The organism is Nitrospira tepida (assembly GCF_947241125.1).
In the GTDB taxonomy this organism is placed as follows: domain Bacteria; phylum Nitrospirota; class Nitrospiria; order Nitrospirales; family Nitrospiraceae; genus Nitrospira_G; species Nitrospira_G tepida.
This window is the reverse complement of sequence record NZ_OX365700.1, coordinates 4,250,974-4,277,655: the sequence shown is the minus strand read 5'-3', so window position 1 is coordinate 4,277,655 and position 26,682 is coordinate 4,250,974. Positions and strand designations below refer to the sequence as shown.

Genomic DNA, 26,682 nt, shown 5'->3' with positions numbered 1-26,682 from the left:
CCGCGAGGGACCATCGGCAACCTTGCCCTCCCGGCAAGCCCGACGGAATCCGCTTCGGATTGGAACCGGGTATCCAAGGGCGCGGATGTTGAGAATGGGTGACGGTCATGTCAGGGCATTCGATGTGTCCCTCACTTTCCGGAGGCGCAGCCTACGATCAGTGCGGAAGTCTGGTTGAAAACTCCACTATTTCTCGTGTGATTCTCACCTGAAGATCAGCAACTCGTATGCCGAAACAAAGTGCTGAATTATCAGATGATGGTCCGTATGCAAGAGAAGTTCTGCCACCGTTTCCGAATCGATGCTGGGGCAAAACGCTACGTTCAGATGGCGCCCTCGATCGGTCTCTGGTCGGCTCGGAGCCAGCCTCTTCTGCATGCTACACTTGGCCCATGACGATCTTGGGAACGGGTTTCAATCGCCTGACATTGGGGCTGGGGTTTCTGACCGTTATGATACCCGGCGTGGTGTACGCGGCGGAATTCCGCGCGGACGTGTTCCGGGTGATCGACGGGGACACCCTCGAAGTCCGTCATCATGGGCGGTCGGAGCGAATCCGTGTCGAGGGGATTGATTGTCCCGAACTCAAGCAACCATACGGGAAAGAGGCCAAACGGGCTGTAATGGCGCTGGTAATCGGATCGCCGGTGACCCTTAAAACCTATGGACGAAGCCATGACGGCGCGCTCCGTGCCGATGTGTTCCTGCAGAACGGGCGGCGACTCAGCCAGATCCTGCTTGAAGAAGGTCTCGCCTGGAAGGTCGCGACTACGGATTCATCCGGTGGCGATGGAGAGGGGGAGGCCCGTTATGCCAAGCGAGGCCTGTGGGCCGATCCCAATCCGACTCCTCCCTGGAAATTTCGGGCCGCTCAGGTTCGAAAGCGCCGCTGAACGATTGGTCGGCTTTCCACTGTGGTTGGCTCACCCCTCCGCTGACTGCGTCTCTTCTCCTTTATCCCAAGGCCTGTAAGAACGAAAAGGCTGTTCGCCGTCCCGCCGAGGTGCCGTGCGGTTGGGCCGGACTGATCGCAGCCTGTGCTACACTTGGTCATGGGCATATTATCGATGGATCAACAGGACATTCAGACCAAGGTCCAGGCCTTTGCACAGCGGCTTCTGGTGGAGGCCAAAGGAGACCCCATTCGCGCCTTGGGCCTCCTCGTGCTTGTGCTGGATGGCATCGAGACCCAAGATGTGAACTTGGTGAAACGCCTGATCTCCGAGGTTCGCCGGATCCTGATGCCGGCTGCCGCTCCGGTCATGGTCCAACCTTGCGAAGAGGATCTGCCGATTCAACACCTGGCGGGCGATCTCTCGTGGGAAGGGATTCAGCACTGCATTCGATGCGGAAAGGTGCTGGTCCGCGATGGACAGCACAGGGCTGGCGGTCTTCCCGCCGGGTACGTCTATCAGATCGGCAGTCACTATCGTGTCGAGGATGTTGCAGAGTTCCGATCCTGCAAGGACATTCTGCCCGCCTAGCCATTTCTCTGACGGAGAGAGCCCGCTCAGAGTTCCCTTCATTCCAACTTTGTGATCACAGACCGGCCCATCACGATCAAAATGGCACAGTCATCGCCTGGAACATATGGTTGATGAGGTCTAAGCCATTGTCTTTCCTTTTCTTGTCCGCCTGATACTCCGAAAAGAGAGGGCATCTCCCTTGCATGAACCTAGGGTTTCCCTTTCGGCCCCTCACTTCTGAAAACAAAGACAGCCAGGGCCCACAGGTCGGGTAGCCGCAAACAGGCGTCGTGCTTATGGCTCTCTGGTAAGGTTGTACAGTGCGTGGCGATCGACGGTCCCCAGCTCGTGCCGACAAGAAGGCTCCGGCCCGCGCTCACAAGCGCAGTCAGGGGACTGGCGCTGCGCATTCGAAAAAATCCGCCCTGCTCGAAGAAGCCATCACACATATGAATGCCGGCCGGTATGGCCGGTCTTCATCCGTCCTCAAGGAATTGCTCGCGCTCGATCCAGCCAATCCGGAGGCCAAACGCCTCTTTGCCACGCTCCAACTTCGCTTGGGAAGTCTGGTGACCGCCAGAAATGCCTTTCAGGCGTTGACGGACGAAGCGCTGGAACGGCAGGACTATTGGCTGGCCGAGTCATTGCTTCGGGAATATTTGGTGGCTGGACCCCGTTGTGTGCCCTTCGTGGAGAAACTCGGTTCGGTCTTCGAGCTCAAAGGGGATGTGGATGCCGCCATTGAAGAGTACGCCAAGGCGGTCGAGATTTTGGTTGAGGATCCCGATTCAGAGCAGCCTGACCTTGCAGCGCAGTTGGTGAACAAAATCACCCAACTTTCTCCGCGGAATCCCGTTCTGCTTCACCTTGACTCCCTCCTGCAGCGTGCGAAAGAACGTCCGCGTGAAGCGGCCCCCGCAGAAGAAGACAGTGGTCTGCCACGCTTCGCTCCGGCCATGTCGGGTCTCGATCAACCGGTGACGGACGTCGAGTTTCGAATTCCACCCGCGGATGCGGTCTCCGATCCCGGGCGCGCTCGCTTGCCTTGGGAGGAGGAAGCTGAAGATATCCTGGTTCCTCAACAGCCGACGGCTGGTCAGGAGACCGAACCGGCAATGCCGAACCGGAATGTTGCGGAACAGCATTCGCAGGCGGCGGAGCTTGACGCGCCGCCGGTCTCGCATGAGATCCAGATTGCGACGACGAGTCCCATACCGGCGGACCAGCCCACCGATCAACTTGCAGAGCACGCCTCGTCAGTGGCGAGGGCGGAGGGGGATCTACCAGAGTGGTCCGCGCTTTCGAGATCGGATTCAGCTCCCTCCGCCGACCACCCGGCCGATCAGAGCGTGACGACCGTTGTCCACGAGGAGGTTCCTCCGGCTGGAGACAGGGAGGCTGCAGGAAGTTTCCTCGACCAATCGAACGTCGCGTTCGAGCAATCAGTGGTGCAACTTGAGAGTCTCTCAGCGCCGGCGGGAATCAGTGAAGAGTCTCTGGCCTTTGCCGAGATGGGGTCCGGGGAGGGACTGGATAACGAAGACCCTTTACCTGCCAACAAGCCAGATTCAGCTCCAACGGGCGGCGGGTTGACGGCCACGGAGGAATCCCCTTCGATTGAAATCCCCGCGCGTTCGGAGGACTCCGAATCGGAACGATCGATCGCAACCGTTCCCCCTCCCATGCCCTGGGAGCAAGTCGAAGAGAGTCGTCCGGAAGCTACGCCGGTGGGAACAGAGAGCCGGTTAGTTGTCGAGGAGGTCAACGAAAATCTCATCACCGGCATCCTGCAACAGATCGATTTGCGAGAGAAACTTGCGGGCGAACCGGCGGGGACCACGATCCAAGAGTTGCCTGACCATTCCCATGCGCCACAGCCTGTTCTGTTGCTGGAGCCTGAACCTGCCTTGGATGCTCCGCCACCGGTCTCGACGGGCAAGAGCGATGATGACGCGGCCCGTCTCCTGTCGCAGGTCGAATTGTCTCCGCGCCCTGATGGCGCGCCGGAGGTATCCGCGGCGATAATGACGCCGTACGAAGCGCCGCCATCTGAACCGGAGAAAGGCGTCATCTCCTCAGCCGCCATAGGCAATCCTCCCGAACAGCCGGCCGAGACGATACCACCCGTCACTCAACAGAGCGGATTACCCGATGTTGAACTGAGACTTGCGGTGTCACGGGAGATCGGTGCCGACCCTGCATTTTTCGCAGAGGCTGAAACCTCTCCTCTCGTTGAGACTCAAGAGCCGCGCGTGAAAGAGGAGGACCCTCCGGATTCATCGTCCTTGCGTCCTGCATTGGAAGAGCCTCACGCCTTTGAATCACGTTCAGACCCGGCACGGCCCGATGAGGTGAGCTCGGCAGGCGATCTCGTCTTTCCTGATATCCAAGAATCTCCTTCAAATAACACGGGGCTGCCAGTCCAAGGGGCGATCATCGCCCGCGAGTCCATCGGCGGATTCCAGATCGGATCGGCGCCTCAGGCGGTTCCCGGCTCGGATGAAGATCCTGCCGGATACTCGGAACCCGAGGTTGTAGAAGCGGCCAATTCCCTGATCTTGGACGAGGAGGGGACGGCAGCATCCACTGATTGGGGTGAGCGCTCTGTTGGACACTCCGACCGCGAGAACAGTCAGCCAGGTGTATGGGAACAGAGGCAATCGGTTGAGCCGAGTGAGCGGCCTTCGGAAGCTCCTCCCATTTTTGAAGAACGGGCTTTAGAGCCGCCGGTTTCTCCACATAGATTGGCCCCACCGTTCGACGGCGGAGAACGGTGCGAAGAACCTCAGGTCGCACAGTCCTGGCATGAACCGCTCAGTCCCCGATCGGAGCCGGGAGAACCCGCAAGTTCTTCTGCTTCGTCAGAAACCACCGCAAAAGTCGCAGCGCACTGCGATGAGCCGTTGCCGGCGGTTTCGGCTTCTGTCGTGGACGCATCCAAGGGCTCTGCTGCGACGGTTGAGCTTGCAATGGATTCGACGGCTAGCCTGAAGGACTCCCGCGTCCAGATCGCAGAACCACGGAAACCCATATCGACCGTGGGCCTCAACGAATCGGCCGTTCGAACGGCGTCTCGGCCTGTCACGGCGATGCTGTCCCGGCTCTTCTTTCGAATCGCGCTGTTCATCCGGTCTTGTTTTGCGACCGCCCATGCTGTCGTGGTGACCCTGGTCAGCCTGACGATCTTTTTCGTGGGATGCGCCATTCTTCTGGTCGGCGGACTGGGGCTTGTCTGGTTAGGCTTGGAAGAAAAGCCCAACTCGGCCTTTCAGGACTTGATGGGGGCGCGGCCTCAGTTCACCGAAGATGCGAGCCGCAACGGGGCGCTCTTTCTCTTGGGGTTTGCCGCGCCGGAATCCAAGGATCCAATCCAGGCTGGACTCGCCATCCAAAATGAGCGGGCTGATCTCATCGAGGCGAACGGTTGCCTGACCTTGGACGACCCGGGAGTCTCCCAGTCCGATCAAGTCTCCGCTTCCGCCCTGGCAAAGTGGTATCGCGAGGATATTCCGTCCATCCCGTTCCGTGACAAGGCGACAATGATCAAGGATTGGACCAGGAGCGGAGCCGTCTCGCTGGCGCGCTATCAGAAGTGGCTGACGCTTCCATTTGACGATACGGGCTATGGCCAGGCCGCGACTCCTGATTGTCGGCTGATTCTCGACACGCACCGGCTCTTTGTCGCGGAGGGTTTTGCCCAGGGCCTCGATCAGGGGGTTGAGCGAATCGAAACCGATATAACCATGTGGCGAGGCCTGCTGCGGAAGGCCAAGACATTGGGGACAAAATTGCTTGCCGTTGCGGCCGTCACCGACGATGCTCGCGTTGTTTCAGGGTTGTTGACGATGCCGGAACTGGATGCACGTTACCTGCCCAAGTTGGCGAAGCTCGTGCCGCCGATGGACAGTGTCGAACAGTCCTTGCGCTGGCCCATGCAGCACGAGTTTCTTCTCGAAAAGAAACGGATCGACATGGCTCTTCGGACCGACCGTCAGCCCGCCCGGCCTTGGTACCTGGCAGGGGTTGCGCTGATGCCACTTCCCGACCAACGTATCCTCAACAACTACGCCGACTACTATGAGGACCTGATCAAGTCCGTTGAAACGGCTCGGACGATGCCGACGTTGCCCAGTTCCTATGTACACGTCCGCACGCCGGCGGCCGGGGTGCTGGATTATCTCATGAACCCTGTCAACAACATCGTGGAGGTGTCTCCCGGACCTGCTTGGGAACAGCCGGTCGGTCGGATACGAGAAACCGATGCACTGCTGCGGCTGACCAGTCTTCAGGTCTGGATTCGAAAAGGAGCGGCCGATGGCGACGTCAAGACCCGGGTGGCCAAGGCAGGGCAGAATTTCTATGATCCCTTTACGGGCTATCCCATGCTGATCAATCCGGCCAACAATCGTCTGTACAGCGTGGGGGCCAACGGCAAAGACGACGACGCCGACCCTCAGAAGGACGTCAGTGTCCGCCTCCCGGCCGTGGGCGCATCTCCCAGTCTCAACGCCGGATCGGCGCCCACGACCTCGTCAAGATAGCCTTCTCCGCCTTTCCGTCCCGACTGCCGCTCCGTCCCGTCAACAAGACCAGCCTGGGTTCTTCCTGCCAACCGCGCTGGTAATCTCGATGCCGCCGTTCATCTTTATTCTCTATTGCGGAGCCGCTTGAACGCGCGTGGCCTCCTTGACCGGGGGCTCGATCTTGATTTGAGGGCCTTGGACCTTCGGAAGAATCCCCGCTCCGGGCTTCTCCATGATCCGTTGATCATTTTGGTTGATCGAGAGATCTTGCTTCACGTGGGCGTCATCAAACGCCGCCGCTTGCTGGAGAGCCTTATTTCCCGTGGCGTTGGCCTGCCCAGGGTCATTGGCAAGGGGCTTGCCTGTGACCGGATCAACGGCCTTCCCCATCGGATAGCCGGGATGTTGTGGCAACATGGCGGGGTTGGCGAATGCAAGTGTGACGAAAGCCAGCGCGCCCAGAACGACAAACAAAAACGCGAAAGTGTATCGCATGGCGCCCTCCTTCCCGAAAACACCCGCGCCTTCCGCGAGGACTCCTCGCGGAGGGCGGGAGGTGGGTATCGCGAACGGTGGTAACGGCGTTGAGGTGAATGGGCGGGCTACCCCGGGCTCATCACATCCTCCGAGGCATCAAGACGTACCCTGTATGCTGCTCCTCGCCGGAAGCCTGCGCAAGCTGGACCGTTTACGTAATCAACTGGTCGATGCTCGACTTGACAGGCTTTGGTCAAATACACAGAATCGCACAGACTGTGGTGCCCCAGAGAGAGGACGATGATGCTGCCCCGACGAACGAGACGAAGATCCGGTTCGTCCCTGACGAGAGAGACGGTTTCGCCGCTTCCGCTCCCCACGCAGGTCGTCTCAAACGAGGAATTTCTCCCGTCTCCGCAAACCATCCGACAAGCGCAGGTCGAAACGGTGGCCCTTCGTCTGGCCGAAGCGGCCGCCGCCAGGTTGAACGTGACCCGCCGGGATTTTCTTCGCCGTTCCGGGGGAATGGCGGCGGTCTTCCTTGCCATGAACTCCGTGTTCGGGAAGGTCTTCGACGTGCGGGATGTGGAGTTGGTCGATGCGGCGGCGGCCGCGGAGCGAGGCGGTGAGCCCTTCTTTATCTTCGACGTACAGACCCACTACGTCAGCACCCACTATGATCCGACCAATGCCGAATCGAAACGGGAAGGGGCGGTCGCGAAGGATCGGCTGCTGGCGTTGCGCCGGCGAATTCGCGAGGCGGGATGGAATCCGGCGCTGGCTAAGGATACGGATACGCTGAAGGACTTGTCGTGGGAGACGTTTATCAAGGAGGTCTTCCTGGACAGTGACACGACGATCGGACTTATCAGCACCCCGCCTGGTCCCTACCCGCAGGAAGCCGTCGTTCCGCCCAAGGAGATGGCGCATATCAGGGATGAGGTCAACCGCGTGGCTGGGTCGCAGCGGATGCTGGCTCACGGGTTGGCGACGCCGCAGCTCGGCGCCGCGGACCTGGACTTCATGGAGATGCAGGCCTCGTCGCTCAAGATCGATGCATGGAAATGTTATACGGGGTCCTGCCCGAAAGGATTCGACCGCGGGTGGTGGATGAACGACGAGCGCATCGCCTATCCCATGCTCGAAAAGGCCCGTGCCCTCAAGGTCCCTCGTATCTGCGTTCACAAGGGCCTTCCACTGGGACCGGTGCCGGACTACAACCATCCCAAGGATCTCATCCAGGCCGCGAAGGATTTCTCCGACCTGGATTTCCTGGTCTACCATTCCGGCTTGCTCACGTCTTCGGGGATCGAGGACACCTTCAGGAAGACCGGCGCCATTCCCTGGACCACGGAATTCTGTCGGATGAAACAGGCGGAACCGGGGCTCACGAACATTTACATGGAACTGGGATCGACCTTTGCCCAACTGGTCGTGACGCATCCGGTGATCTGCGCGCATCTCCTCGGCCAGCTCATTCAGGCGTTCGGAATGGACCATGTGCTCTGGGGAACCGACTCGATCTGGTATGGAACGCCGCAATGGCAGATCGACGCCTTTCGCCGATTCGAGATTCCGGAGCCGCTGGTCGAGAAACACGGCTACCCGCCGCTCACTCGATCGGTGAAGGAACACATATTCGGCCTCAACGCGGCCAAGCTGTTCGGGATCGATGTCGCGGCCACGCGCAAGCAGGTGCCCGCCGACTACCTGGGCAAGATTCGCATGGCCTATCGTGAAGAAGGTCCGCTGCCGAGCCATCGGTGGTACGGATGGGTGGCGGGGTGAGGCCTGGTGCCCCACGGCTCGGCCCCGCTGCATCGGCGAAGACAGTTGGTCGGCGGACGGCGGAAGCCTTCGGAAATTCCCTCGAAGACTCGGTCAGTTTCCGCTTTCCCTCCGGCCCGCCTCCCAACTCGCCGACGAGGCGGCGCCGCAGCCGTGGGGGCACCAGATTTCCTGGAAGGAACGGTGAAATCATGAGAAGCCGGATCAAAGGAGCGATGAATGAAGAGTGAGATTTTGTATCCGGGGGCGTTTCCGATGGTGCGGGTGTTCCTGGCTGCCGGCGAGAGCATCAAGGCTGAGTCGGGCGCGATGGTCGGGGCCTCCCCGACGATCGACGTCGAGAGCAAAATGGAAGGCGGGTTATTGGGCGCGCTGTCCCGCAAGCTGCTCACCGGAGAAAAATTCTTCTTTCAGACGCTACGGGCCGCGCGGGGAGCCGGGGAGGTCCTGTTGGCCCCCACAGTCCCCGGCGAAATCGTCTTGTTTGAGCTTGACGGCGTCAACGAGTATTTGGTTCAGAAAGATGGATTCTTGGCGGGAGCCGAGAGCATCAGAATCGAAAGCAAGATGCAGAGCCTGAGCCGAGGCCTGCTGGGCGGCGAGGGGTTCTTTATTTTGCGGATCAGCGGGCAGGGGCAACTCATTCTCAACAGCTTCGGCGCCATCCACAAGATTGAGCTGAGACCCGATGAGGAGTACATCGTGGACAACGCGCACCTGGTTGCCTGGTCGGCAACGACGTCCTATAGCATCGAGCGGGCTTCGAGCGGATGGGTATCGAGCTTCACATCGGGCGAGGGATTTGTCTGTCGCTTTCGCGGTCCGGGCGTAGTCTTCATCCAAAGCCGCAATCCCGGCGGGTTCGGAAACTGGATCAGGCAATTCATTCCGGTGTCGGAATGATCGTCATGCGTCACTCGTCATGCGTCACATGACAGAAGTTCTGAATCTTCATCTCGAATGGCGTGTGACGATTGACCATTGACGTGTTCATGGCTCCTACGCCGAACGCCCTCTGTTTCGGATCTGAATTGCCGGCTTCCGGCGCCACCTGTTTCGCCAGCATTTCCCCGAACGGCTTGATACTCATCTTTCTTTCGGACCGAGGCGAGGAGGCGCACACCGTTCCGTTCTCGGCGCTGGCCGTGGGAGCTGGCGGCTTCGATCATGACCAACTCGTGCTGAAGTGGACTGATCGTGGGCGTACCTTCGCGCTCCACAGCCGAGACCCTGAACTCATCCAAGCGCTTCGGGCGAAGGCTCCAGCGGAGCTGACCGAGGCCCTTGGGCACGCCACCGCCCAGGTTCGCTGGCGACGCGCGATCCGTCGGCTTGCCTGGGGCGCGTCGGTCGCGGTGCTCGTCGGCGGACTGACCTGGCTCTGGTACGGCTCGGATATGGTGGTCGACCTGATCGTGTCGCGCATCCCGCTTTCGTGGGAGGAGTCGCTGGGGGAATCGGCCTATCGGCAATTCCTGTCGGGCCAGACGGTCGTGAAAGAGGGGCCGGCGGTGCAAGCGGTGCAGGCGATGGCCGATCGGTTGACGGCCCATCTTGTCGAGAGTCCGTACCGGTTTCAGGTGACGGTAGTGGAGAATCACGCAATCAACGCCTTCGCGCTTCCCGGCGGGTATATCGTGGTGTTCAGCGGTCTGCTCAAGCAGGCGAATGGTCCGGATGAAGTGGCGGGCGTGCTGGGCCACGAGATGAACCATGTGCTCCTCCGGCATGCCATGGAACGAATCGTCAAGAATATGGGACTGGTTGCGGTGATCACCGTGCTGACCGGCAATCAGCAGGGCCTCGCCGGTGTGATGAAGGAGCTCGGCATCGAGCTGGTCACGCTCAAATTCGGGCGCGAACAGGAACTGGAGGCGGATCTCGAAGGGCTCCGGCTCCTGCATCGAGCAAGGGTCTCTCCGGATGGCATGATCACCTTTTTTCAGCGTCTCGCCGAGTCGGAAGGGCGGATGGTGGCACTCCTCTCGACCCATCCGATGAGCGAGGCGCGCGCCGAGCGGCTGAGGACGGCAGCGGCGACGCTGCCTCGTATGACTCCCGAGCCGTTCGGTATCGACTGGCAAGCGGTGCAGGGTGCGGTGAGGTAGCCAGTGCGTGCGACGGCAAAATTCCCCAACGCGACCATGAGGCGAGCGCAACGGCCGTTCCGTCTGGGCGTGATCGCCGATACCCATGGGCTGTTCGACCCGGCCATTCCGCGCTGCTTCGATGGCATCGATCACATCATCCACGCCGGCGACATCGGGGGACGTTCGGTCCTCCGGCAATTGGAGGCCATCGCGCCGGTGACGGTCGTGTCGGGGAATGTGGACGGATTCGGGAGGAGTGGGTTTCCGTCCGAGCGGATCGTCGAGCTGAGCGGGCGTCGTATCGCCGTTTGCCACATCCTCTATGAACGAGGAATGCTCACCCAGAATGGGCTGGCCTTTCTCGAACGAGAGCAGCCCGACATCTGCATCTTCGGCCATACGCACCGCCCCCTGGCCGAATGGCTCGGGCGGACATTCCTGTTCAACCCCGGATCGGCAGGGCCGAAACGGTTCACGCTCCCGCGCGCGTTGGGCATCATCCTGATCGATCGAGGCGAGGTGAACGGGCGCCATATTGCTCTCGCCGACCGTGCGGGCGAACCTGGTCCCGATAGCCCGCTCTTCACGCCTCTTGGGAAGGGACGTGCCGATGGACGCCAAGATGCTGGAGCCGAACGTTCATTGAGGCGGCGTGGAAGAAAGTGCTAGACTTTCTTGGCGAGAACCCAACATGACAATGAAGTCCGATCGTGAAGAAAGGAAGCGGCGCGGCGGCGCTGTGCTACTCGAACCTGACCCCGTGATCGAATCGTACAAACGGGATATTGACCGTACGCTGCTCCGCGAAAACTTGAAGCTCACGGTCGAGCAGCGCTTCCTCAAGCTATGCGAACTGCAACGGCTGGCTTCTGAGCTGCGAAAGGCTCGGACGGCCAGCCCACATTATTCATGATGATTCGTCGCGAAATTGCGAATTCGCCAAGTGTTGGACCCACTGCACGGAGAAGAGCTACGGGTACCCCCGCGTGGAGCCGGGAAGGAGAGAAGCGTACTTGAAACAGTACGTTGACCGACTGAGCGGCGAGCCCGCCCGCCTGGCCATCCATCTTGTACGGCCAGGCTTGTCGCAACGGCGAAGACGCGATTGCAGCAGAAGCACTCATGAATGATGTGGGCTAGTGCCTCATGACGGATTTCGCAGCCCTGATCCGACTCCTGGTCAAGCATGGGATCGAGTTCATTATTATCGGGGGGGCTGCCGCGACCACGCACGGTTCGGCGCGGCTGACCGAGGACCTCGACGTCGTCTACGGCCGTACGTCTGAGAACATTGCCAAGCTGGCAGCCTGCCTGGCGCCCTACAAGCCCTACCTCCGTGGAGCTCCCCCAGGATTACCCTTTCAATTTGATGCCAAGACGATCCAACGTGGTCTGAATTTCACGCTCACAACCGAACTCGGATCTCTTGACCTATTCGGAGAGATTCCCGAGGGGGGGCGGTACGAGGACCTGCTTCCTCACACGATCACCATCACCCTGTTCGGAGCCACCTGTCGCTGTCTCGGGCTTAAGCGCCTGATCGAAGTGAAGCGGGCGGCGGGAAGGCCGCGCGATCTCGAGGTGGTGGCAGAGCTGGAAGCGCTGCTCGAAGAAGGCGAGGAGCAGTCATCCTGAGGAATTGTGCATTGCGGAGCGCAGGCCGACACAGTATGAACAACGGTTCAGGCGGTGACGAAACCCACTCGTACCTTTCCTGAACGAGCACAAGCCGACATCCGCTCCTCAACCATACGTATCGCCCGCTGGCCGAATGGTGCGTGAATGGCCTGCTACTTAACCCTGGCTCCGCCGGGCCCAAACGATTCCATCTGCCCAGGGCCGTTGGTCTCCCCGCCAATCGAGCCCGATCCCGTGACGCCGCCGCGCATCGTGCTTGCGTGGCCGTCGTTATGAATTGGTTCCGATTCAATCCACCCCCGTCCGGCGAACCCGCCAAAGGTCACGATCCTTTTGCAAGGAAATCATTGACATTTCCGTTCATCGTCCATATAGTGACGCCGTCTTGAGCAGTGGTGTCTAAGGGGAGTTGCACATTCTCTCGCGGCCGCTGCGGCATCTCTTAAGTTCAATTCAAACCAAACTACAAAGGGAGGCTATCTCATGAAGAGAGTCCTGATGTCCTTAGGGGTGATCGTGTTCGCGACTTCTCTCTATGGGTGCAGCGGCATTGGGGGTTACTACCAGCCGTCCGGGCTCTTTCCATCCGCAGGAATCTACATGGAAACAACCTCCGGCGGTATCTTGCATGACAATGGTGCAACTCCCACCAAGACTGGTAAGGCCTGTGGAACTGGCATCCTCGGCATCGTGGCGACCGGTGACACTACTGTCGAGGCAGCTATGAACAATGGTGGCATCAAAAAAGCTGTGTTTACTGAGCAGTCCATCAAGTCAATTCTCTGGGGACTGTACGTTGAAGTGTGCACTATCGCGAAAGGTAACTAGGTAGAGTCTGTAGAGTCATTGGATTGAAGTCTGTAGAGGAGTGGGGACGGTCTTTGAGACCGTCCCCACTCTGATGCTCGTCGAGTCTCCCCCTACCCCCCTTTGCTCCAGCGCTTGTTGACGAAGCTTTCCCATTCTTCCGGATGCGGGAAGGTGTAAACTGTTGTTTCCAACCCATGCTGTTGATCTTAGAGAGAAGGTATCGGCGGTGGCAGACGTTTCTTTACATATGGTTTGTGACCGGGATGCTGTTGATCCCGCCGACCGCGTGGGCCACAGATACCGCTGATGTCTACATCAAGGCCTATATGGTGGGCGGGTTTTTTCAAGACCGACCTGTCAGCGTCGCAGGTGTGCAAAGCGCGAGCACGAACGTCCGCAATGGAGTCGGAGCAGGACTTCGAGTCGGCGTTTTTCCGGGATTCACCAGCCGCGTCGTAGGATTTGAGCTTGAATATTTCGGAACTGACGGCAGATTCTCATTCCTGATTCCGAGTAACGGCGGTGTTGCTGAGGGGAACTCAGGACTAGCAGTCCTCAATAGCATGGCGAATCTTGTGGTGCGACACCCAAATGGCCCTTTTCATCCATATGTCGGATTTGGAATTGGATATTCTTCTGGGATGCTTCACAATGCAGCAATACCGGGAGGACATACGAAGGACTTTGACTCGACGGCCTCGTTTGCCTATCAGTTTTTGCTCGGATTCCAAGGCGATCTGACAGAGCGAACATTTCTGTTCCTGGAATACAAGCGTTTGGCCGCTGACTTTCATTGGGACGGAATGGCCTTGGATCTTCGTGCAAATTATGTAGCTGGAGGCTTGGGTTTCAGATTTTGAGTCCGAGTGTCCTCCAGACTGTGCTTCTCATTGTCTGGCGCGTACCATTTGTTATAATTCGGGCGGTCCGTCATGCCTGCACTCTGCATCATCACAGTTCTACGATCAGAAAGGAGGGCGGGATGAAGGGAATGATCAGACTTCATCTCGTGTTGGGTTTGTGTATCATGCAGGGTGGGATAGCGCTCGCGACGAATCCTGACACGGGACCAGGCTGCGGGGCGGGGAAAGTGCTCTGGGCCGATTTCAAGAACCAAAAGAACATTCTGCCACAGGCCTTCATGGCGACGACCAACGGCTCCTTTGGGAGTGGCACCTTCGGCATCAGCAGCGGCACCTCCGGTTGCACGAACGACGGGCAAGTCTGGGCTGAACACAAGGTCACGACCTTTGCGAGCCTCAATTTCGAGAATCTGGCTCAAGAGATGGCTCAAGGGGAAGGCCAGCATCTGTCCTCCCTGGCCGCGCTGATGGGCGTGCCTGCCGAGCATCAGGCCTTGTTCTTTGCGATGACGCAAGATCGATATACCAGCCTGATCCGGGGCGGCGAGTCTTCCCCCGTAGCCTTGATCAAGGCATTGAATGACGCAATCGCCGGTCATCCACTCCTTGCGAAGGCGACCGCGACCCGCTGAAGGCCTTGCGGTTCCCGCTTGGCCAAGAATCGGGGGGCGATCGAGTGTTTCACTCCTGCTTCCGTTCGGTTGCCAAACGGCTGCCGGCATTTTGTGCGGCAGTCGCCTGGCGTTGCTTCTTCGTCGCCCTTCTCATCCCGTCCTACTCCGGCGCCTTCGCGGCCGATGATCCATCCGCTTACCTGAGCGAACTGATTCAGCGCGCGAACAGACAGGCGCTGGCCGATCGTCGGGAATGGCGGCAACTCCTCCATTATTACCCGAAGCTATTGGGCGGCGTGAAGAGTCAGCAAGATGACCCGGGATTCTTTCTCGACTCCGACGGGAAGACCAATCCCCAAGCCGAACTGGAAGCCACTCTGGCCGCCTTCTTCAAGGACGATCTCGTTGGGCGCTCCAAACAGCCGGCGCAATGCGCGTTCATCGCGCGGTACACCTGGCTGAAGGAACAGTTATCCTTCGATGAGCAGCGCCTGCCCCCGCAACGCTGCGAGCGGTTCGAAACCTGGTTCAAGGAACTCAATGCCGAGGGGATCAGCTTGATTTTCCCCGCCGGCTTCATGAACAACCCCTCCTCGATGTTCGGCCATACCTTTCTGCGCGTCGATCAACGAGGCCAGACCGAGCAAACGAGGATTCTGGCTTATACGATCAACTACGCGGCGGAGGTGCCGCCCGATGCCGGACCGGAATACGCGTTCAAGGGGATTTTCGGAGGGTATCCGGGCCGGTTTTCCACCATTCCCTACTACCTCAAGGTGTTGGAATACCGCGACATCGAAAACCGCGACATCTGGGAATACCGGCTGGATCTGTCAAATGAACAGATCCGGCGGCTGCTCATGCATGCGTGGGAAATGGGCAACGCCACGTTCGACTACTTTTTCTTCGACGAGAACTGCGCCTACCATATCCTCTCTCTGCTCGACGCGGCGGATCCGTCGTTTCATCTCACCGATGGATTTCCCTTCTATACCTTGCCGAGCGACACCGTTCGCCGGGTGATGGCGCAACCGGGACTGGTCAAGGACGTCGTGTACCGACCCTCCCGACGCACGGTGGTCGATCAAAAGCGGCGGGCGATGTCGCCGGAAGAACAAACGTGGCTGGGGAAGCTCGTCGGCGATCCACAGGTGTTGCAGACGGGCGGGTTTACGGCTCAGTCACCTGAGCGGCAGGCGTTCATCATGGATACGGCCTCCGACTATCTCCTCATGCGGGGCGGAGGCGCGCCCCAGAGTTCATCCGAGTTCAAGGATCGCAACCGGACGATCCTGCGAGCGCGGAGTCGGCTGAAGGTTCCTCCGGAGGATCTGACCATCGTGCCGTTTACCGATCGGCCTGATCGCGGTCACGGCACGGCTCGCGTCGGGGTGGGAGGCGGATGGCGCAACAACGACGCCTACGAGGAACTGGCCTTCCGCGGAGTGTATCATGATCTCCTGGACCCGGAGCCCGGCTATACGCCGGATGCGCAGATCGAGGCGATTTCCGTGGGGCTCAGGCACTACCACCATCGCGACCAGACCAGATTGGAGCGATTCGGCCTGTTGAACATGGTGTCATTGTCTCCGATGGACAGCCTGTTCCTGGCCCCGTCATGGAAGCTGAATCTGGGCATGAATACCATCAAGCACAAGGCTTGCGATCTGTGCAGCAACGGAGTCGCCGGCGGAGGCATCGGCGCGGCCTTCGAGACCAGATGGTTCCGGCGCGAAGTCTACTTTGGGTTTGCCGAAGTGGAGGCGAACTACAGCCGGGCTTATGATGAACGGCACCGGATCGGGGGAGGCGGCACGGTCGGCGTGCTGGCGGATCTGACGGAACGGTGGAAGATCATGGCCTCGTCGACCTATCTGAAATATCCGATCGGGGACCGGTCGGACGATTGGCGATGGTCGATCGGACAACGGTATACATTGAGCCAGAACCTGGCCCTTCGTCTTGAGTACCACCATCGCGACCATGACAACGACGTGCAGTTCTTGCTGCACGCCTATTTTTGATCGGCGACCGATCGGAGGGCCCATGCTCGATCGGCTGTTTCTCTATCATCCGGCGCCCTGGGAGGATCGCGACTGGGCCAGGCTCAGCGGCCTGCCGCTGGAGGAGGCGAGGTTTCGGGCGGAGGATGGGCCGCACCTGTTCGGGTGGTATGTGCGGGCACCGCATTCGCCCGCCGTCCTGCTGTGGTGCCACGGCAATGCGGGCAACATCATTCACCGGCTGGAAAATCTTCGTGCACTGTACCGAACCGGACTCTCAGTGTTGCTGTTCGACTATCGGGGCTATGGACGCAGCGAAGGGCGGCCGTCGGAGCAGGGTCTCTACCGGGATGCTATTGCCGCCCATGATTATTTGAGGGCGAAGGAGCGCGTGAGCCCGGAGCGGGTGGTGCTGTTCGGGCGGTCGCTCGGCGGGGCCGTGGCGGGCGAGGTGGCGCTGCGACGCCCGGCGGCGGGATTGATTCTGGAATCCAGCTTTCCGTCCGTTGAGGCGGTCGCCAGATTCCATTATTGGGGGCTGCCGGCCCATTGGCTGATCGGAGCCGACTTTCGTTTGATCGACCGATTGCCACATCTGGCGCTGCCTTCTCTGGTGATCCATGGCGATCGGGACGATCTCATCCCGCCGGCCTTGGGCAAAGCCGTCTTCGACGCGCTCAAAGACCCAAAATCCTTTTACTTGGTCCCTGGGGCCGACCATAACAACCTGCCGTTCCAGGGAGGAGCGGCCTATTTCACCCGCCTCCGCACATTTGTCGAATCAGTTGTTCGCGGCTAAACCGCGTCCTTCTCGGCTGCCCTGTGGAGCACCATTGTTAGCGAATCGTTCGCTGGACCAGTATCCCCGATATCGATAGGTCTGTATGGACCGAGTCTTGCATCCCTAGCGATCCAATCGTGCAGATGATTATTTGGTGCCCTTAGCATTCAAATGCTTAGGTAGACAGTGTACAATCTGGAACACTTATGAGATTGCCAGTCAAAACAACGACAGGTTATGAAGGTTCTACCCTGGTCTTCGACAATACCAGGGAACTATTGTCCGTGATCTCTCCGGGTGGAGAGGTCCTGGGGACGGTCAGTTGGGCCTCCGTGATCGAGTTGGTTCAAAGCCGGCAGCAGAGTGATGATCGGGAGGTGGTCCAGAGCATGGTTCCCCTGGCGCTGAAGGTGCATTACCATGCGGCGGGAGCCCTATCCGGCGAGGGGCTCACGGCGGAATTCGGAGGGGGTGGGTTTTTTCTTGAGACCGGCACTCCGCTGCCTGTCGGAACCGAGCTGACGGTCGAATTTTCCCTGCCTGACCAGCCTCACCAGCGGCACATGTCCAAAGCTAGAGTCGTGTGGGTTCGGCACAAGCCGGAACGCCATCTCTTTTTGCCTGGGATGGAAGTCCAGTTTGTCAATCTTCCCGAGACTACCCATCGGCAGGTTCGTGACCTCGTCTCGGCGCTCCAACGGGCCAGGCGCTGAGTCTTCCTCCCTCCATCACCCAACCGGCGCTCCTTCTTCCTCGTCCCTTCACGGCTCCCCATCCTGTGGCCGTAAGACGCGCTCGCGCATGCACAAGAGGCAAGACCGACCGTGCGACCCTGTGCCCGCGTACTCTCGGAGAAACTTTGAGCTTTCGACCTCTATTTGCTAAAGTTCATTCTTCTACGCAGTTCATACAATCCAGACGAGTTCAATACGATGAGCAATCATGGATATGGCCGGGATCTGTCTGTAAAACGAGGTCGAGGATGGGGAGAGGTGCTGCTCTGGCTCGTCCTCGCAAGTTTGAGCGGCTGCGCCGATCACGGGGCACTGCTACGAACCGACGCCGCATCGCCATTTCATCCGTCCTCGGGCTTGCCGGCGAGGGAGTGGGATGGAGCGATCCTCTTGATGACGTCGGCGGCTCATCCTGTCACGGCAGCCGCGCAGCAGGCTCCCGCTTCGCCGGAGTCTCCCAAGGCAGGCAAGACCGACCAGGTTGACGAACATGACGCGGATGAGCCCTATGATCCCTTTGCCAGTCCGCAGGATGTCGTCGAGGAATACGATCCCTGGGAGCCGTTCAACGTCTTTATGTTCGAGGTGAACCGGAAGATCGACAAATATGCCCTCAAGCCGATCGCCAAGGCCTATAACGCCGTTCTGCCGGATGATGTGCAACGGGGCGTGCAGAATTTTTTCCATAACATTCGGACAGGGCCGCGACTGTTCAATAACCTCTTTCAAGGCAAGTTGCGGGGCGCCGGGATCGAGTTGGGCCGGTTTGCGCTCAACACCACCTTCGGGCTGGGCGGGTTCTTCGACGTGGCCAAGCACATGGAGATCGACACGCCGGATGAGGATTTTGGCCAGACGCTGGGCTACTACAACGTGCAGCAGGGACCCTATCTTGTGTTGCCGCTGTTCCCGCCGTTCACGGTCCGCGACTTCACCGGATACCTCATGGATCTGGCGCTCGATCCGATCAACTGGCTGGTATTCCCGATCATCGAGATCGAGAACGTCCCTTCGCTGGTCGCCCACAAAAACCGTATGACCACCACGATCGTGCAATTGGGCTCACGCGCCACCTTCATCGTCAACGAGCGGTCGCGTAATCTGGAAACGTTCGAGGGGGTCGAGGAGTCCACGATCGACCTGTACAGCGCCGTCCGCAACGCCTATCTGCAGAAGCGCGCGAAGCTGGTTCGGGAATAAGATACAGGCGTCACTCGTCAAGGGTCATTCGTCATTCGAGAGAAGCATCTCCTCTGGGAGCAGAGGAGATGGACGGTGGGAACTTTAGACCGGTTGGCGGCTGACGAATGACCAATGACGGTTGACGCACCCCGCTTGACGAGCGGGGGCGTCGTCAGGCGATCACGCCGAGTTCTCGCCCGACCTTGGCAAAGGCGTGCACCGCCCGTTCCAGTTGTTCTCTTGTATGGGCAGCGGACAGTTGCACGCGAATGCGGGCTTGGCCTTTCGGGACCACGGGATAGCTGAACCCCACCACATAGATTCCTTCCTGCAGGAGCCGGTCCGCCATTTTCGTCGCCAACGCCGCGTCGCCCAGCATGATGGGCACAATCGGGTGGGTGCCGGGCAGGAGGCGAAACCCGAGTCGAGTCATTTCCGTGCGGAAAAACAGGCTGTTCGCCTGAAGGGCGGCTCGAAGCGTATCCCCCTGCGCCACCAGCTTCACGGCCTGGAGCGCCGCTGCGGCAATCACCGGCGGAAGGGAATTGGAGAAAAGATAGGGACGGGATCGTTGGCGAAGCAGCTCGATGATTTCCGCCCGTCCGGTTGTGAACCCGCCGGCCGCGCCGCCCAACGCTTTGCCGAGGGTGCTGGTGATCAAATCAACGCGGTCCGCGACCCCGAAGTGATCGGGCGTGCCCCGCCCTTGGCGCCCCAGCACCCCGGTGGCATGGCTGTCATCCACGACCACGGCGGCATCGTACCGGTCGGCCAGGTCCGCGACGCGATCGAGCGGCGCCAGATCGCCGTCCATGGAAAAGACCCCGTCGGTGGCGATCAGCCGGAGGCGGCAGGACGCGGCATCCTTCAGCGCCGTTTCCAACTCGCCCATATCCGCGTGGGCATAACGAAACCGTTTGGCTTTGCAGAGGCGAATCCCGTCGATCAGGCTTGCATGGTTGAGCGCGTCGCTGATGACCGCGTCCTCTTCGCCTAAGAGCGTTTCGAACAAGCCGCCGTTCGCATCGAAACAGGAACTGTAGAGGATCGTGTCCCCGGTCCCGAGGAAAGTGGTCAGCGCCCGTTCAAGGCGCTTATGCAGATCCTGCGTCCCGCAGATGAACCGCACGGAGGCCATGCCGTAGCCGTGTTGATCCAACCCGTCCTTCGCGGCCTTGCGGATCTCGGGATGGTTGGCCAGCCCGAGATAGTTGTTGGCGCAGAAGTTCAGCGCGGCTCGTTGGCCTTGGCCGTGGGCCACTTGGATCTCGGCCGCCTGCGGACCGATCAGTTGCCGCTCGGTCTTGTACAGGCCGGCGCTGCGGATCTCGGCCAGTTGACGTTCGACCGCTTTCTTCAACGACGTGTAGGCCATGTCGCCTCAGTCCTTAGTACCGAGTGCTGGGTGCTGAGGAAGGAATGGTTAGCACTCCTTGATGGTGCTGAGCACTCAGCATTGAGCACCCAGCACCTCGTTTCACGGAAATAGCACCACCTTCCCGCACTGGCCCGAATTGAGGAGCGCAAAACCCTGCTCAAACTCCGCCAGCGGAAACGTATGGGTCACGACGGGGCGAACATCGAGCCCTGCCTTGAACAACCCGGCAATGCGATACCAGGTCTCGAACAGACGCCGTCCGGTCACCCCGTACACGCGAATGCCTTTGAAGATGATCTCGTTCGGCAGGTCGAAGCAGATCGGACCTTTGGGAATACCGAACAGCGTCACGCGCCCTCCGTTCTTGACCGCCTGGAAGGCCTGATGCAGCGCGGTCGGGTCGCCCGACATCTCCAGCGACGCATCCACCCCTTCGCCCTCCGTGATGTCTCGGATGGCCGACGCGATGGCCTCGGGCGTATCGGCCTTGACATTCAAGGTGTGATCGACGCCGAGCTGCTTGGCCAGGCCCAGTCGGTAGTCGCTCACGTCCGACGCGATGATCGTCGCGGCCCCCGCGGTCCGAGCGACGGCGGCGGCGAACAGGCCGGTGGGGCCGCAGCCGGTGATCAAGAGGGTCTGGCCCGTCACGTCTTCCGCCAAGGCCGCGTCCACGGCGTTGCCGAGCGGCTCCTGAATGCAGGCGAGGTGCGGGGGAATGTCGGGCGCCGTTTTCCACAGCACGGCTTCCGGCAGGGCCACATATTCAGCGTAGGACCCGTCCAGATCGACGCCGAGAATGCGATAGCTCCGGCAGACGTGCGCCTGCCCGGTCCGGCATTGAAAGCAGCGTCCGCAGGTAAGGTGGGATTCGGCGGCAACGTACTCGCCGAGGCTCACCAAGGTCACGGCCGATCCGACTTCCACGACCTCTCCGCATAGTTCATGGCCGACGGTGAGGGGCAGATGGATGCGGCTTTCTGCCCAGGGGTCCCAATTGTAGATATGTGCGTCGGTCCCGCAGATCGACGTGGCCTTCACGCGCACGACCACGTCGTGAGGTCCGGGACGCGGGTCCGGCTGTTCGGTGAAGATCAACCCGGGGCCGGGAGCCAGCTTGCGTACGGCATGCATGGCCGTATTATCCCACAAGCTGGACCGGATGCGAAGAAAAGGCCGTTTGCGATCGCGGCGGTTGCATCACTTTTTCGGGAACGGTAGGATGCAGCCATGTCGCCTGCGGCGGATCAACAACGGTGTCCGGTTCTGACGCGCGTCCTGCTCCTGCCCGCGTTGCTGCTCTGTTCATCGGTGGCCCCGCTCAAAAGCGACGCGGCTGAAACCCAGAGCCCCGCCGTCAAACCTCCCGCTCCCAAGCCCTCTCTGAACGTGATCCTGGAGAATGCGCTGGAGACCGGCGTCGTGCAGTTCGGGGAGGAACTGCCGCTTACCGTGACGCTCGCCAACGGGCCGAAGAGCAATGCCTCGCTGGTCACCGCGGTCGAGAGCCTCGCGTTCGACAAGGCCATGGTGCCGATGGAGCAGACGGAAACCCCGGGCGAGTGGAAAGCGGCGATCACGATCCAACCGAAGCCGGTGGGTTATACGTCCGTGAGGCCGAAGGCCGTCCGCCTGCGGGTGACGGTGTCGCGCGTGCGAGACAATACGCTCAAGCGAATCCTTGCCCGCACCGTCTATCTGACCATGGTGCACGAGCCGGCCAAGCCGCAGGAGAAAGAGAGCGAGGACGAAGCCCTGGAGTCGCCTGCCAACGAGATGCCGCTCGACGAAGTGCAACCGGATGTGCCGCCGGTGGCCAATGTGCTGATTGCGGAGGAAGACCTCAGGCCATTGCCGGAGACCAAGCAAGAACGGCTGTACTGGAAGGAAATCACGCGCCTGATCAGCCGGAGCTGGAGCCACCGGATGCGGTTTGCGAGGGGGGTCAACGGCGCGCGGGAAACGGTGCGGGTGCGGTTTCGCATGCATGCCAACGGGAACGCGCAGCTCATCCAGCTCGAACGGAGTTCGGGTGTCCGCGAGGTCGATGAGGCCGGCCTGTTGGCGATCGTACAGGCCCATCCCTTCCCCCCGATTCCGGGTGGCACCAATGAGGACTATGTCGATGTCCATGTCCGCATGCGGACCGGAGCCAGGCCGGCCGCGGCGGTGCAACAGAACCAGCCTGCGCTGGCGGGAGCGACCTCTTCGGTCACGGCTGGACCAGCGCCCGTGCCTGACCCAAAGGGGGACCAGAAGGCCGCAGAGACCACTACGGTCGAATCAAAAGAGTCCAAGCCGGTGGCGCCGAAGCCGGCGACGAAGTGACCGACCGTCTGACTATCTGTTCACAATCAGGATGAGGTGAAGCGATGCGGAGCGCCGTGATGCGAAGCATGTGGGTGGCCGGCCTGTTGGCAAGTACCGTGATGGTCGGCGGGATGGCGTGGGGCGAGATGGCCCGGTACGATGTGGACCTGGACCACTCCATCATCGAGTTCCAAGTCAAGCACATGGTGATCTCCAAGACGACCGGACGGTTCATGGATTACAGCGGGTTCGTCGAGATGGACCCGGAGGCGGGGCAATTCAAGACCATCGAAGCCACGATCAAGGCCGCGTCACTGAACACCAACCACGAAAAGCGCGACACACATCTTCGGAGCCCGGACTTTTTCGATGTCGAGAAGTATCCCGCGATTACGTTCAAACTCAAGCAGGTCAAGAAAACAGGTGACGAGTACACCGCTGTCGGGGACCTGACGATGCGCGGGGTCACCAAAGAAATCACGTTGATCGGCGCCTTCAACGGGGTGACCAAAGACCCGTGGGGCAACACCCGCGCGGGCTTCACCGGAAAAGGGAAGCTGAACCGGAAGGACTTCGGCATGAATTGGAACAAGACCTTGGATAGCGGCGGGTTGATCGTCGGCGACGACGTTGATATCCGGTTGGAGGTTGAGGTTATCAAGGCGAAGGGCGGTTGATCGGCTTTCTGATCTTCGGCGGCTGGGTGCCGAGGCGCCACGTGGCGATGCCTCCTGCCAGGCCCCGCTGCAAGTTCCTCCCCTGATCCGTCTTCAGGCATTGCGTCATGCAGGCCATGGTGTTGCACAGGCCGGCGGATATCCGGTCCTCGCCGTTGATCTTCGAGGAGGTTCCCGCGCCCGCGCCGGGTCCCGATGAGATCCTGATCCGAGTCTCGGTCTGCGGCATTTGCCGAACGGATCTGCATGTCATCGAGGCAGAGTTGCCTCCCCAAAAATCCCCCGTGATCCCCGGGCACCAGATCGTCGGGTCGGTGGAGGCGGTCGGAACCAACGTGCGGTCGTTCCGTTCGGGCGATCGTGTTGGAATCGCCTGGCTCAGGCGCACCTGCGGGACTTGTGATTTCTGTCGGACGGGCCGCGAGAACCTGTGCCCCTCCGCCCGGTTCACGGGCTACCATGAAGACGGAGGGTTTGCGACGGCGGCTGTCGTGCCGGCCTCCTTCGCCTATCCGATCCCTGCGACCTTTGCCGACGAGGAGGCCGCGCCGCTCCTCTGCGCGGGGATCATCGGGTTCCGCGCGCTGCGCTTGAGCGGCATCCAGCCGGGACAGCGGCTTGGCCTCTATGGATTCGGGGCCGCGGCGCACCTGGCCATTCAAGTGGCCCGGCATTGGGGCTGCGAAGTCTATGTCTGTTCGCTCAAGGCGGAGCACCAGGCGATGGCTCGTGAGATGGGGGCGAGATGGGCAGGGGAGGCGGTGGCCATGCCGCCCAAGAAACTCCACGCTTCGATCATCTTTGCGCCGGCGGGCGAACTGGTGCCGCCGGCCTTGCGCGCGTTGGAGCAGGGGGGCACGCTCGCCCTCGCCGGGATTCATATGAGCGCGATCCCTTCGCTCGATTACGACAGGGAGGTGTTCGGGGAGCGGGTCATTCGCAGCGTCACGGCCAATACCAAGCAGGACGGGGTGGATTTTCTCCGCGTCGCGGCCGAGATTCCTATCCGGCCCCGCACCACCAGCTTTCGACTCGACGAAGCCAACCGGGCGCTCCAATCCCTCAAGGCTGGCACGATCAACGGCTCCGGCGTCCTCGTGATGCCGTGAACGAAGCGCTCTCGGGCCGGACGAGGCGTTTCGGCGTCCGCAGGCGGCGCGGGGCCGGCTATGGTAGGATGCGGCAGGGGAGGAAGCATGAATCCAAAACAGGTGGTCATCGGGTTGCTCGCCCTGTGCTGGATGGCCGAGCCGGCCTTGGCGCTGGAATTCACCGCCGACCAGATCGTCAAGAGCAACGGCCGGACAAGAAAGACGGTGATGTACTACCGTGATGATATGTGGCGGCTTGAGCACCATGACCTGGGGCCGGTGAACGTCACCATCGTTCGCAAAGACAAGCAACTCATGTGGCTGTTGCTGTCGCGCATGAAACATTTCAAGACCGTGCCCTACGATCCGGCCATGGCGCCCAAGATCGCGGAGAAACTGGAAGGCGAAACGGGCCGGGAGGAGATCGGGACGGAAGTGTTCGACGGGCATCCCACCATACTCTACGAGGTGACCACGCAGACGGCCGAGGGCACGGAGCAGTACTATCAATGGCTGGCTACGGACATTCGGTTTCCCGTGAAGTTGGCCAAAAAGGACGCTAGTTGGATCATAGAGTATCGACACTTGAAAATGCGGGCGGTCTCGGATTATTTGTTTCAACTGCCGGTGAATTTCCAGCCGTTGGAATCCTACGATCAGCAACCAGCAGAATCTAAACCGGAACAGCAACTCGAATCCAAGCCGAGGATGTAACCGAGTCAACAGGAGAGGGCGCAGCGGCCATGAAGAAGAACCATGTAACGCATCTGGCGGGTGTGGCGGTGGGACTGTGCGGGCTGGGGCTCTCGGCGGCGGGGCTGGTGTGGGCCCTCGATGTCGGCGACGTGAAACAGGAGTGGACGCCGGAAGGCAAGAAGCTCGCGGCGGAACGGATCAAGCTTCCGGCTCATGACGAGATGGTGGTGATTCCGGCCGGCGAGTTCCTGATGGGGAGCAACAAGAAAGTCGATAGGCTGGCCTACCAGGCGGAGATGCCGCAGCGAACGATCTATCTCGACGCCTACGAAATCGACAAGTATGAAGTGACCACCGTCCAATATTTGAAGTACGTGTTGGCCAATAATTTGGATCCACAGGTTGATTGGAAATTCGACGGCGGGAACTTCCAGGAGACCATGGTCAACCATCCGATCATGCACGTCACCTGGTTCGAAGCCGATGCCTACTGCAAGTGGGCGGGGAAGCGCCTCCCGACCGAGGCTGAATGGGAAAAGGCGGCGCGCGGCGCGGACGGGCGGATCTATCCCTGGGGCAATCAACCGGCCGGGCTGACGCGGGCGAACTTCGGGCGAACGGGGCTCTCCGGCCCGGTCCGCGACCGCCCGGAGCGGCTGCTGCTCTATCCGCCGATCATCTCCGTGGACAAGTACGACAACGCCGTGAGTCCCTACGGCCTGTTCCAGATGGTCGGCAACGTGGCGGAATGGGTTGCGGACTGGTACGACAAGGACTATTACAAAACCGGGCCGGACCGGAATCCCAAGGGACCGGAAACCGGCACGCATAAGGCCTTTCGCGGCGGGGGCTGGATCGACAGCACGCCGACGGTGCGCGTGGCCCAGCGGAACGGGACCGACCCCAAGACCTCCATGAACTGGCTCGGCTTCCGCTGCGCGCGGGACGTGCCGGCCGAGCAGAGCGCCGCCGCGTCTCCTGTGTCGCAGAACGTGCCCTGAAGAGCAGGCGGTTCATCTGGAGAAAAGACGTACAAATCGGAGGATATGAACAAACCAAGCTGCTCGCGAAGGCGTTGGCAGGATCAAAAAACCTCCGCTTTACTGCTATGGTCTAGAATGGCACGACGCAGAGTGAACAGGAAGGACTACCACATCAACATTTTTTACAGTGAGGCAGATGGCGGCTACGTTGCCGACATCCCGGACCTCCAAGCCGGTTCCGCATTTGGCAAGACTCCTGCTGAGGCACTGAAGCAAGTTCAGTTAGCAAAGCGGCTCTGGCTACAGAGTGCCAAGGCGGAACGGAAACCCATCCCCAAGCCGCGCGACCGCCCTGCGATCTACCAGACTGCTTCTGAACTTCTTGTAGGATTCTGACTTCTGCACAGTATCGACCTGTGGGTCTCTGCCAGTGCCACTTACTTCATCAAAATGAGGGTCTTGCAATCGCACGTCCCTCTCTTTGCCCGCCCACTCACCGAGTTACTTGATCATGAATTGTGCCGATTGTCACAACGAATGCAACACGAAATCAGCGGCGCGCGCTCAGAATGAACAGA

25 protein-coding genes are annotated in these 26,682 nt (G+C 60.3%); 22 read left to right on the top strand and 3 right to left on the bottom strand.

From position 1 onward, the window contains the following. Positions 1–392 precede the first annotated feature (392 nt). From QWI75_RS20295 to QWI75_RS20285, 3 genes are all read left to right on the top strand, one after another. Positions 393–893, top strand: coding sequence for a thermonuclease family protein (locus tag QWI75_RS20295; protein WP_289271188.1), 501 nt, complete (start codon positions 393–395; stop codon positions 891–893). 174 nt (positions 894–1,067) lie between these two features. Then, positions 1,068–1,484 (top strand): hypothetical protein, encoded by a 417-nt coding sequence (locus QWI75_RS20290; protein ID WP_289271187.1) that lies wholly within the window; start codon positions 1,068–1,070, stop codon positions 1,482–1,484. A gap of 302 nt (positions 1,485–1,786) precedes the next feature. After that, the gene (locus QWI75_RS20285; RefSeq protein WP_370693594.1) at positions 1,787–6,007 is read left to right on the top strand and encodes a tetratricopeptide repeat protein; all 4,221 of its coding nucleotides are present in this window, start codon (positions 1,787–1,789) and stop codon (positions 6,005–6,007) included. 111 nt (positions 6,008–6,118) lie between these two features. On the opposite strand, the gene QWI75_RS20280 is transcribed toward QWI75_RS20285, so the two are convergent. Next, entirely contained in the window at positions 6,119–6,484 is a 366-nt protein-coding gene (locus tag QWI75_RS20280) for a hypothetical protein (protein ID WP_289271185.1), read from the bottom strand. Between the two features lie 282 nt (positions 6,485–6,766). Between QWI75_RS20280 and QWI75_RS20275 the strand changes: the two genes are divergently transcribed. From QWI75_RS20275 to QWI75_RS20215, 13 genes are all read left to right on the top strand, one after another. Beyond that, on the top strand, positions 6,767–8,254 hold the full coding sequence (locus tag QWI75_RS20275) for an amidohydrolase family protein (RefSeq protein WP_289271184.1): 1,488 nt from the start codon (positions 6,767–6,769) through the stop codon (positions 8,252–8,254). Between the two features lie 219 nt (positions 8,255–8,473). Continuing rightward, positions 8,474–9,157, top strand: coding sequence for a TIGR00266 family protein (locus QWI75_RS20270; RefSeq protein WP_289271183.1), 684 nt, complete (start codon positions 8,474–8,476; stop codon positions 9,155–9,157). An 89-nt stretch (positions 9,158–9,246) separates the two neighbouring features. After that, positions 9,247–10,362: a M48 family metallopeptidase gene (locus QWI75_RS20265; protein ID WP_289271182.1), complete on the top strand. Its 1,116-nt coding sequence runs from the start codon at positions 9,247–9,249 to the stop codon at positions 10,360–10,362. Between the two features lie 36 nt (positions 10,363–10,398). After that, entirely contained in the window at positions 10,399–11,013 is a 615-nt protein-coding gene (locus QWI75_RS20260) for a metallophosphoesterase family protein (RefSeq protein WP_289271181.1), read from the top strand. A 22-nt stretch (positions 11,014–11,035) separates the two neighbouring features. Then, a complete protein-coding gene (locus tag QWI75_RS20255) occupies positions 11,036–11,257 on the top strand; it encodes a hypothetical protein (protein ID WP_289271180.1) in 222 nt (73 codons plus the stop codon). 233 nt (positions 11,258–11,490) lie between these two features. Continuing rightward, complete coding sequence (locus QWI75_RS20250; protein ID WP_289271179.1) at positions 11,491–11,979, top strand: hypothetical protein; 489 nt, start codon at positions 11,491–11,493, stop codon at positions 11,977–11,979. A gap of 486 nt (positions 11,980–12,465) precedes the next feature. Beyond that, positions 12,466–12,810 carry a TRL domain-containing protein gene (locus QWI75_RS20245; protein ID WP_289271178.1) on the top strand — a complete coding sequence of 115 codons (345 nt, stop codon included), beginning with the start codon at positions 12,466–12,468 and terminating at the stop codon, positions 12,808–12,810. Between the two features lie 245 nt (positions 12,811–13,055). Further along, entirely contained in the window at positions 13,056–13,652 is a 597-nt protein-coding gene (locus QWI75_RS20240) for an outer membrane protein (protein WP_289271177.1), read from the top strand. A gap of 122 nt (positions 13,653–13,774) precedes the next feature. Next, positions 13,775–14,287: a DUF3015 domain-containing protein gene (locus QWI75_RS20235; protein ID WP_289271176.1), complete on the top strand. Its 513-nt coding sequence runs from the start codon at positions 13,775–13,777 to the stop codon at positions 14,285–14,287. A gap of 44 nt (positions 14,288–14,331) precedes the next feature. Then, entirely contained in the window at positions 14,332–16,293 is a 1,962-nt protein-coding gene (locus QWI75_RS20230) for an Lnb N-terminal periplasmic domain-containing protein (protein ID WP_289271175.1), read from the top strand. A 22-nt stretch (positions 16,294–16,315) separates the two neighbouring features. Further along, positions 16,316–17,071 carry an alpha/beta hydrolase gene (locus tag QWI75_RS20225; RefSeq protein WP_289271174.1) on the top strand — a complete coding sequence of 252 codons (756 nt, stop codon included), beginning with the start codon at positions 16,316–16,318 and terminating at the stop codon, positions 17,069–17,071. A gap of 188 nt (positions 17,072–17,259) precedes the next feature. Further along, the gene (locus QWI75_RS20220; RefSeq protein ID WP_289271173.1) at positions 17,260–17,766 is read left to right on the top strand and encodes a PilZ domain-containing protein; all 507 of its coding nucleotides are present in this window, start codon (positions 17,260–17,262) and stop codon (positions 17,764–17,766) included. A 219-nt stretch (positions 17,767–17,985) separates the two neighbouring features. Next, on the top strand, positions 17,986–18,987 hold the full coding sequence (locus tag QWI75_RS20215) for an MlaA family lipoprotein (RefSeq protein WP_289271172.1): 1,002 nt from the start codon (positions 17,986–17,988) through the stop codon (positions 18,985–18,987). Between the two features lie 154 nt (positions 18,988–19,141). Here QWI75_RS20215 and QWI75_RS20210 read toward each other — a convergent pair whose 3' ends face one another. Together QWI75_RS20210 and tdh are read right to left on the bottom strand one after the other, a co-directional pair. Continuing rightward, complete coding sequence (locus tag QWI75_RS20210; RefSeq protein ID WP_289271171.1) at positions 19,142–20,344, bottom strand: glycine C-acetyltransferase; 1,203 nt, start codon at positions 20,342–20,344, stop codon at positions 19,142–19,144. A gap of 102 nt (positions 20,345–20,446) precedes the next feature. Next, positions 20,447–21,481: an L-threonine 3-dehydrogenase gene (tdh, locus tag QWI75_RS20205; protein ID WP_289271170.1), complete on the bottom strand. Its 1,035-nt coding sequence runs from the start codon at positions 21,479–21,481 to the stop codon at positions 20,447–20,449. Between the two features lie 96 nt (positions 21,482–21,577). On the opposite strand from tdh, the gene QWI75_RS20200 reads away from it, so the two are divergent. The 6 genes from QWI75_RS20200 (at position 21,578) to QWI75_RS20175 (ending at position 26,500) form a co-directional block, all read left to right on the top strand. Next, on the top strand, positions 21,578–22,675 hold the full coding sequence (locus tag QWI75_RS20200) for an energy transducer TonB family protein (RefSeq protein WP_289271169.1): 1,098 nt from the start codon (positions 21,578–21,580) through the stop codon (positions 22,673–22,675). A 59-nt stretch (positions 22,676–22,734) separates the two neighbouring features. Further along, the gene (locus QWI75_RS20195; protein ID WP_289271168.1) at positions 22,735–23,334 is read left to right on the top strand and encodes a YceI family protein; all 600 of its coding nucleotides are present in this window, start codon (positions 22,735–22,737) and stop codon (positions 23,332–23,334) included. Positions 23,335–23,441: 107 nt separating this feature from the next. Then, positions 23,442–24,443, top strand: coding sequence for a zinc-dependent alcohol dehydrogenase family protein (locus tag QWI75_RS20190; protein ID WP_289271167.1), 1,002 nt, complete (start codon positions 23,442–23,444; stop codon positions 24,441–24,443). A gap of 87 nt (positions 24,444–24,530) precedes the next feature. Beyond that, positions 24,531–25,139, top strand: coding sequence for a hypothetical protein (locus QWI75_RS20185; protein WP_289271166.1), 609 nt, complete (start codon positions 24,531–24,533; stop codon positions 25,137–25,139). Between the two features lie 29 nt (positions 25,140–25,168). Further along, positions 25,169–26,122: a formylglycine-generating enzyme family protein gene (locus tag QWI75_RS20180; protein ID WP_289271165.1), complete on the top strand. Its 954-nt coding sequence runs from the start codon at positions 25,169–25,171 to the stop codon at positions 26,120–26,122. A gap of 132 nt (positions 26,123–26,254) precedes the next feature. Further along, positions 26,255–26,500, top strand: coding sequence for a type II toxin-antitoxin system HicB family antitoxin (locus QWI75_RS20175; RefSeq protein ID WP_289271164.1), 246 nt, complete (start codon positions 26,255–26,257; stop codon positions 26,498–26,500). Positions 26,501–26,682: the final 182 nt, after the last annotated feature.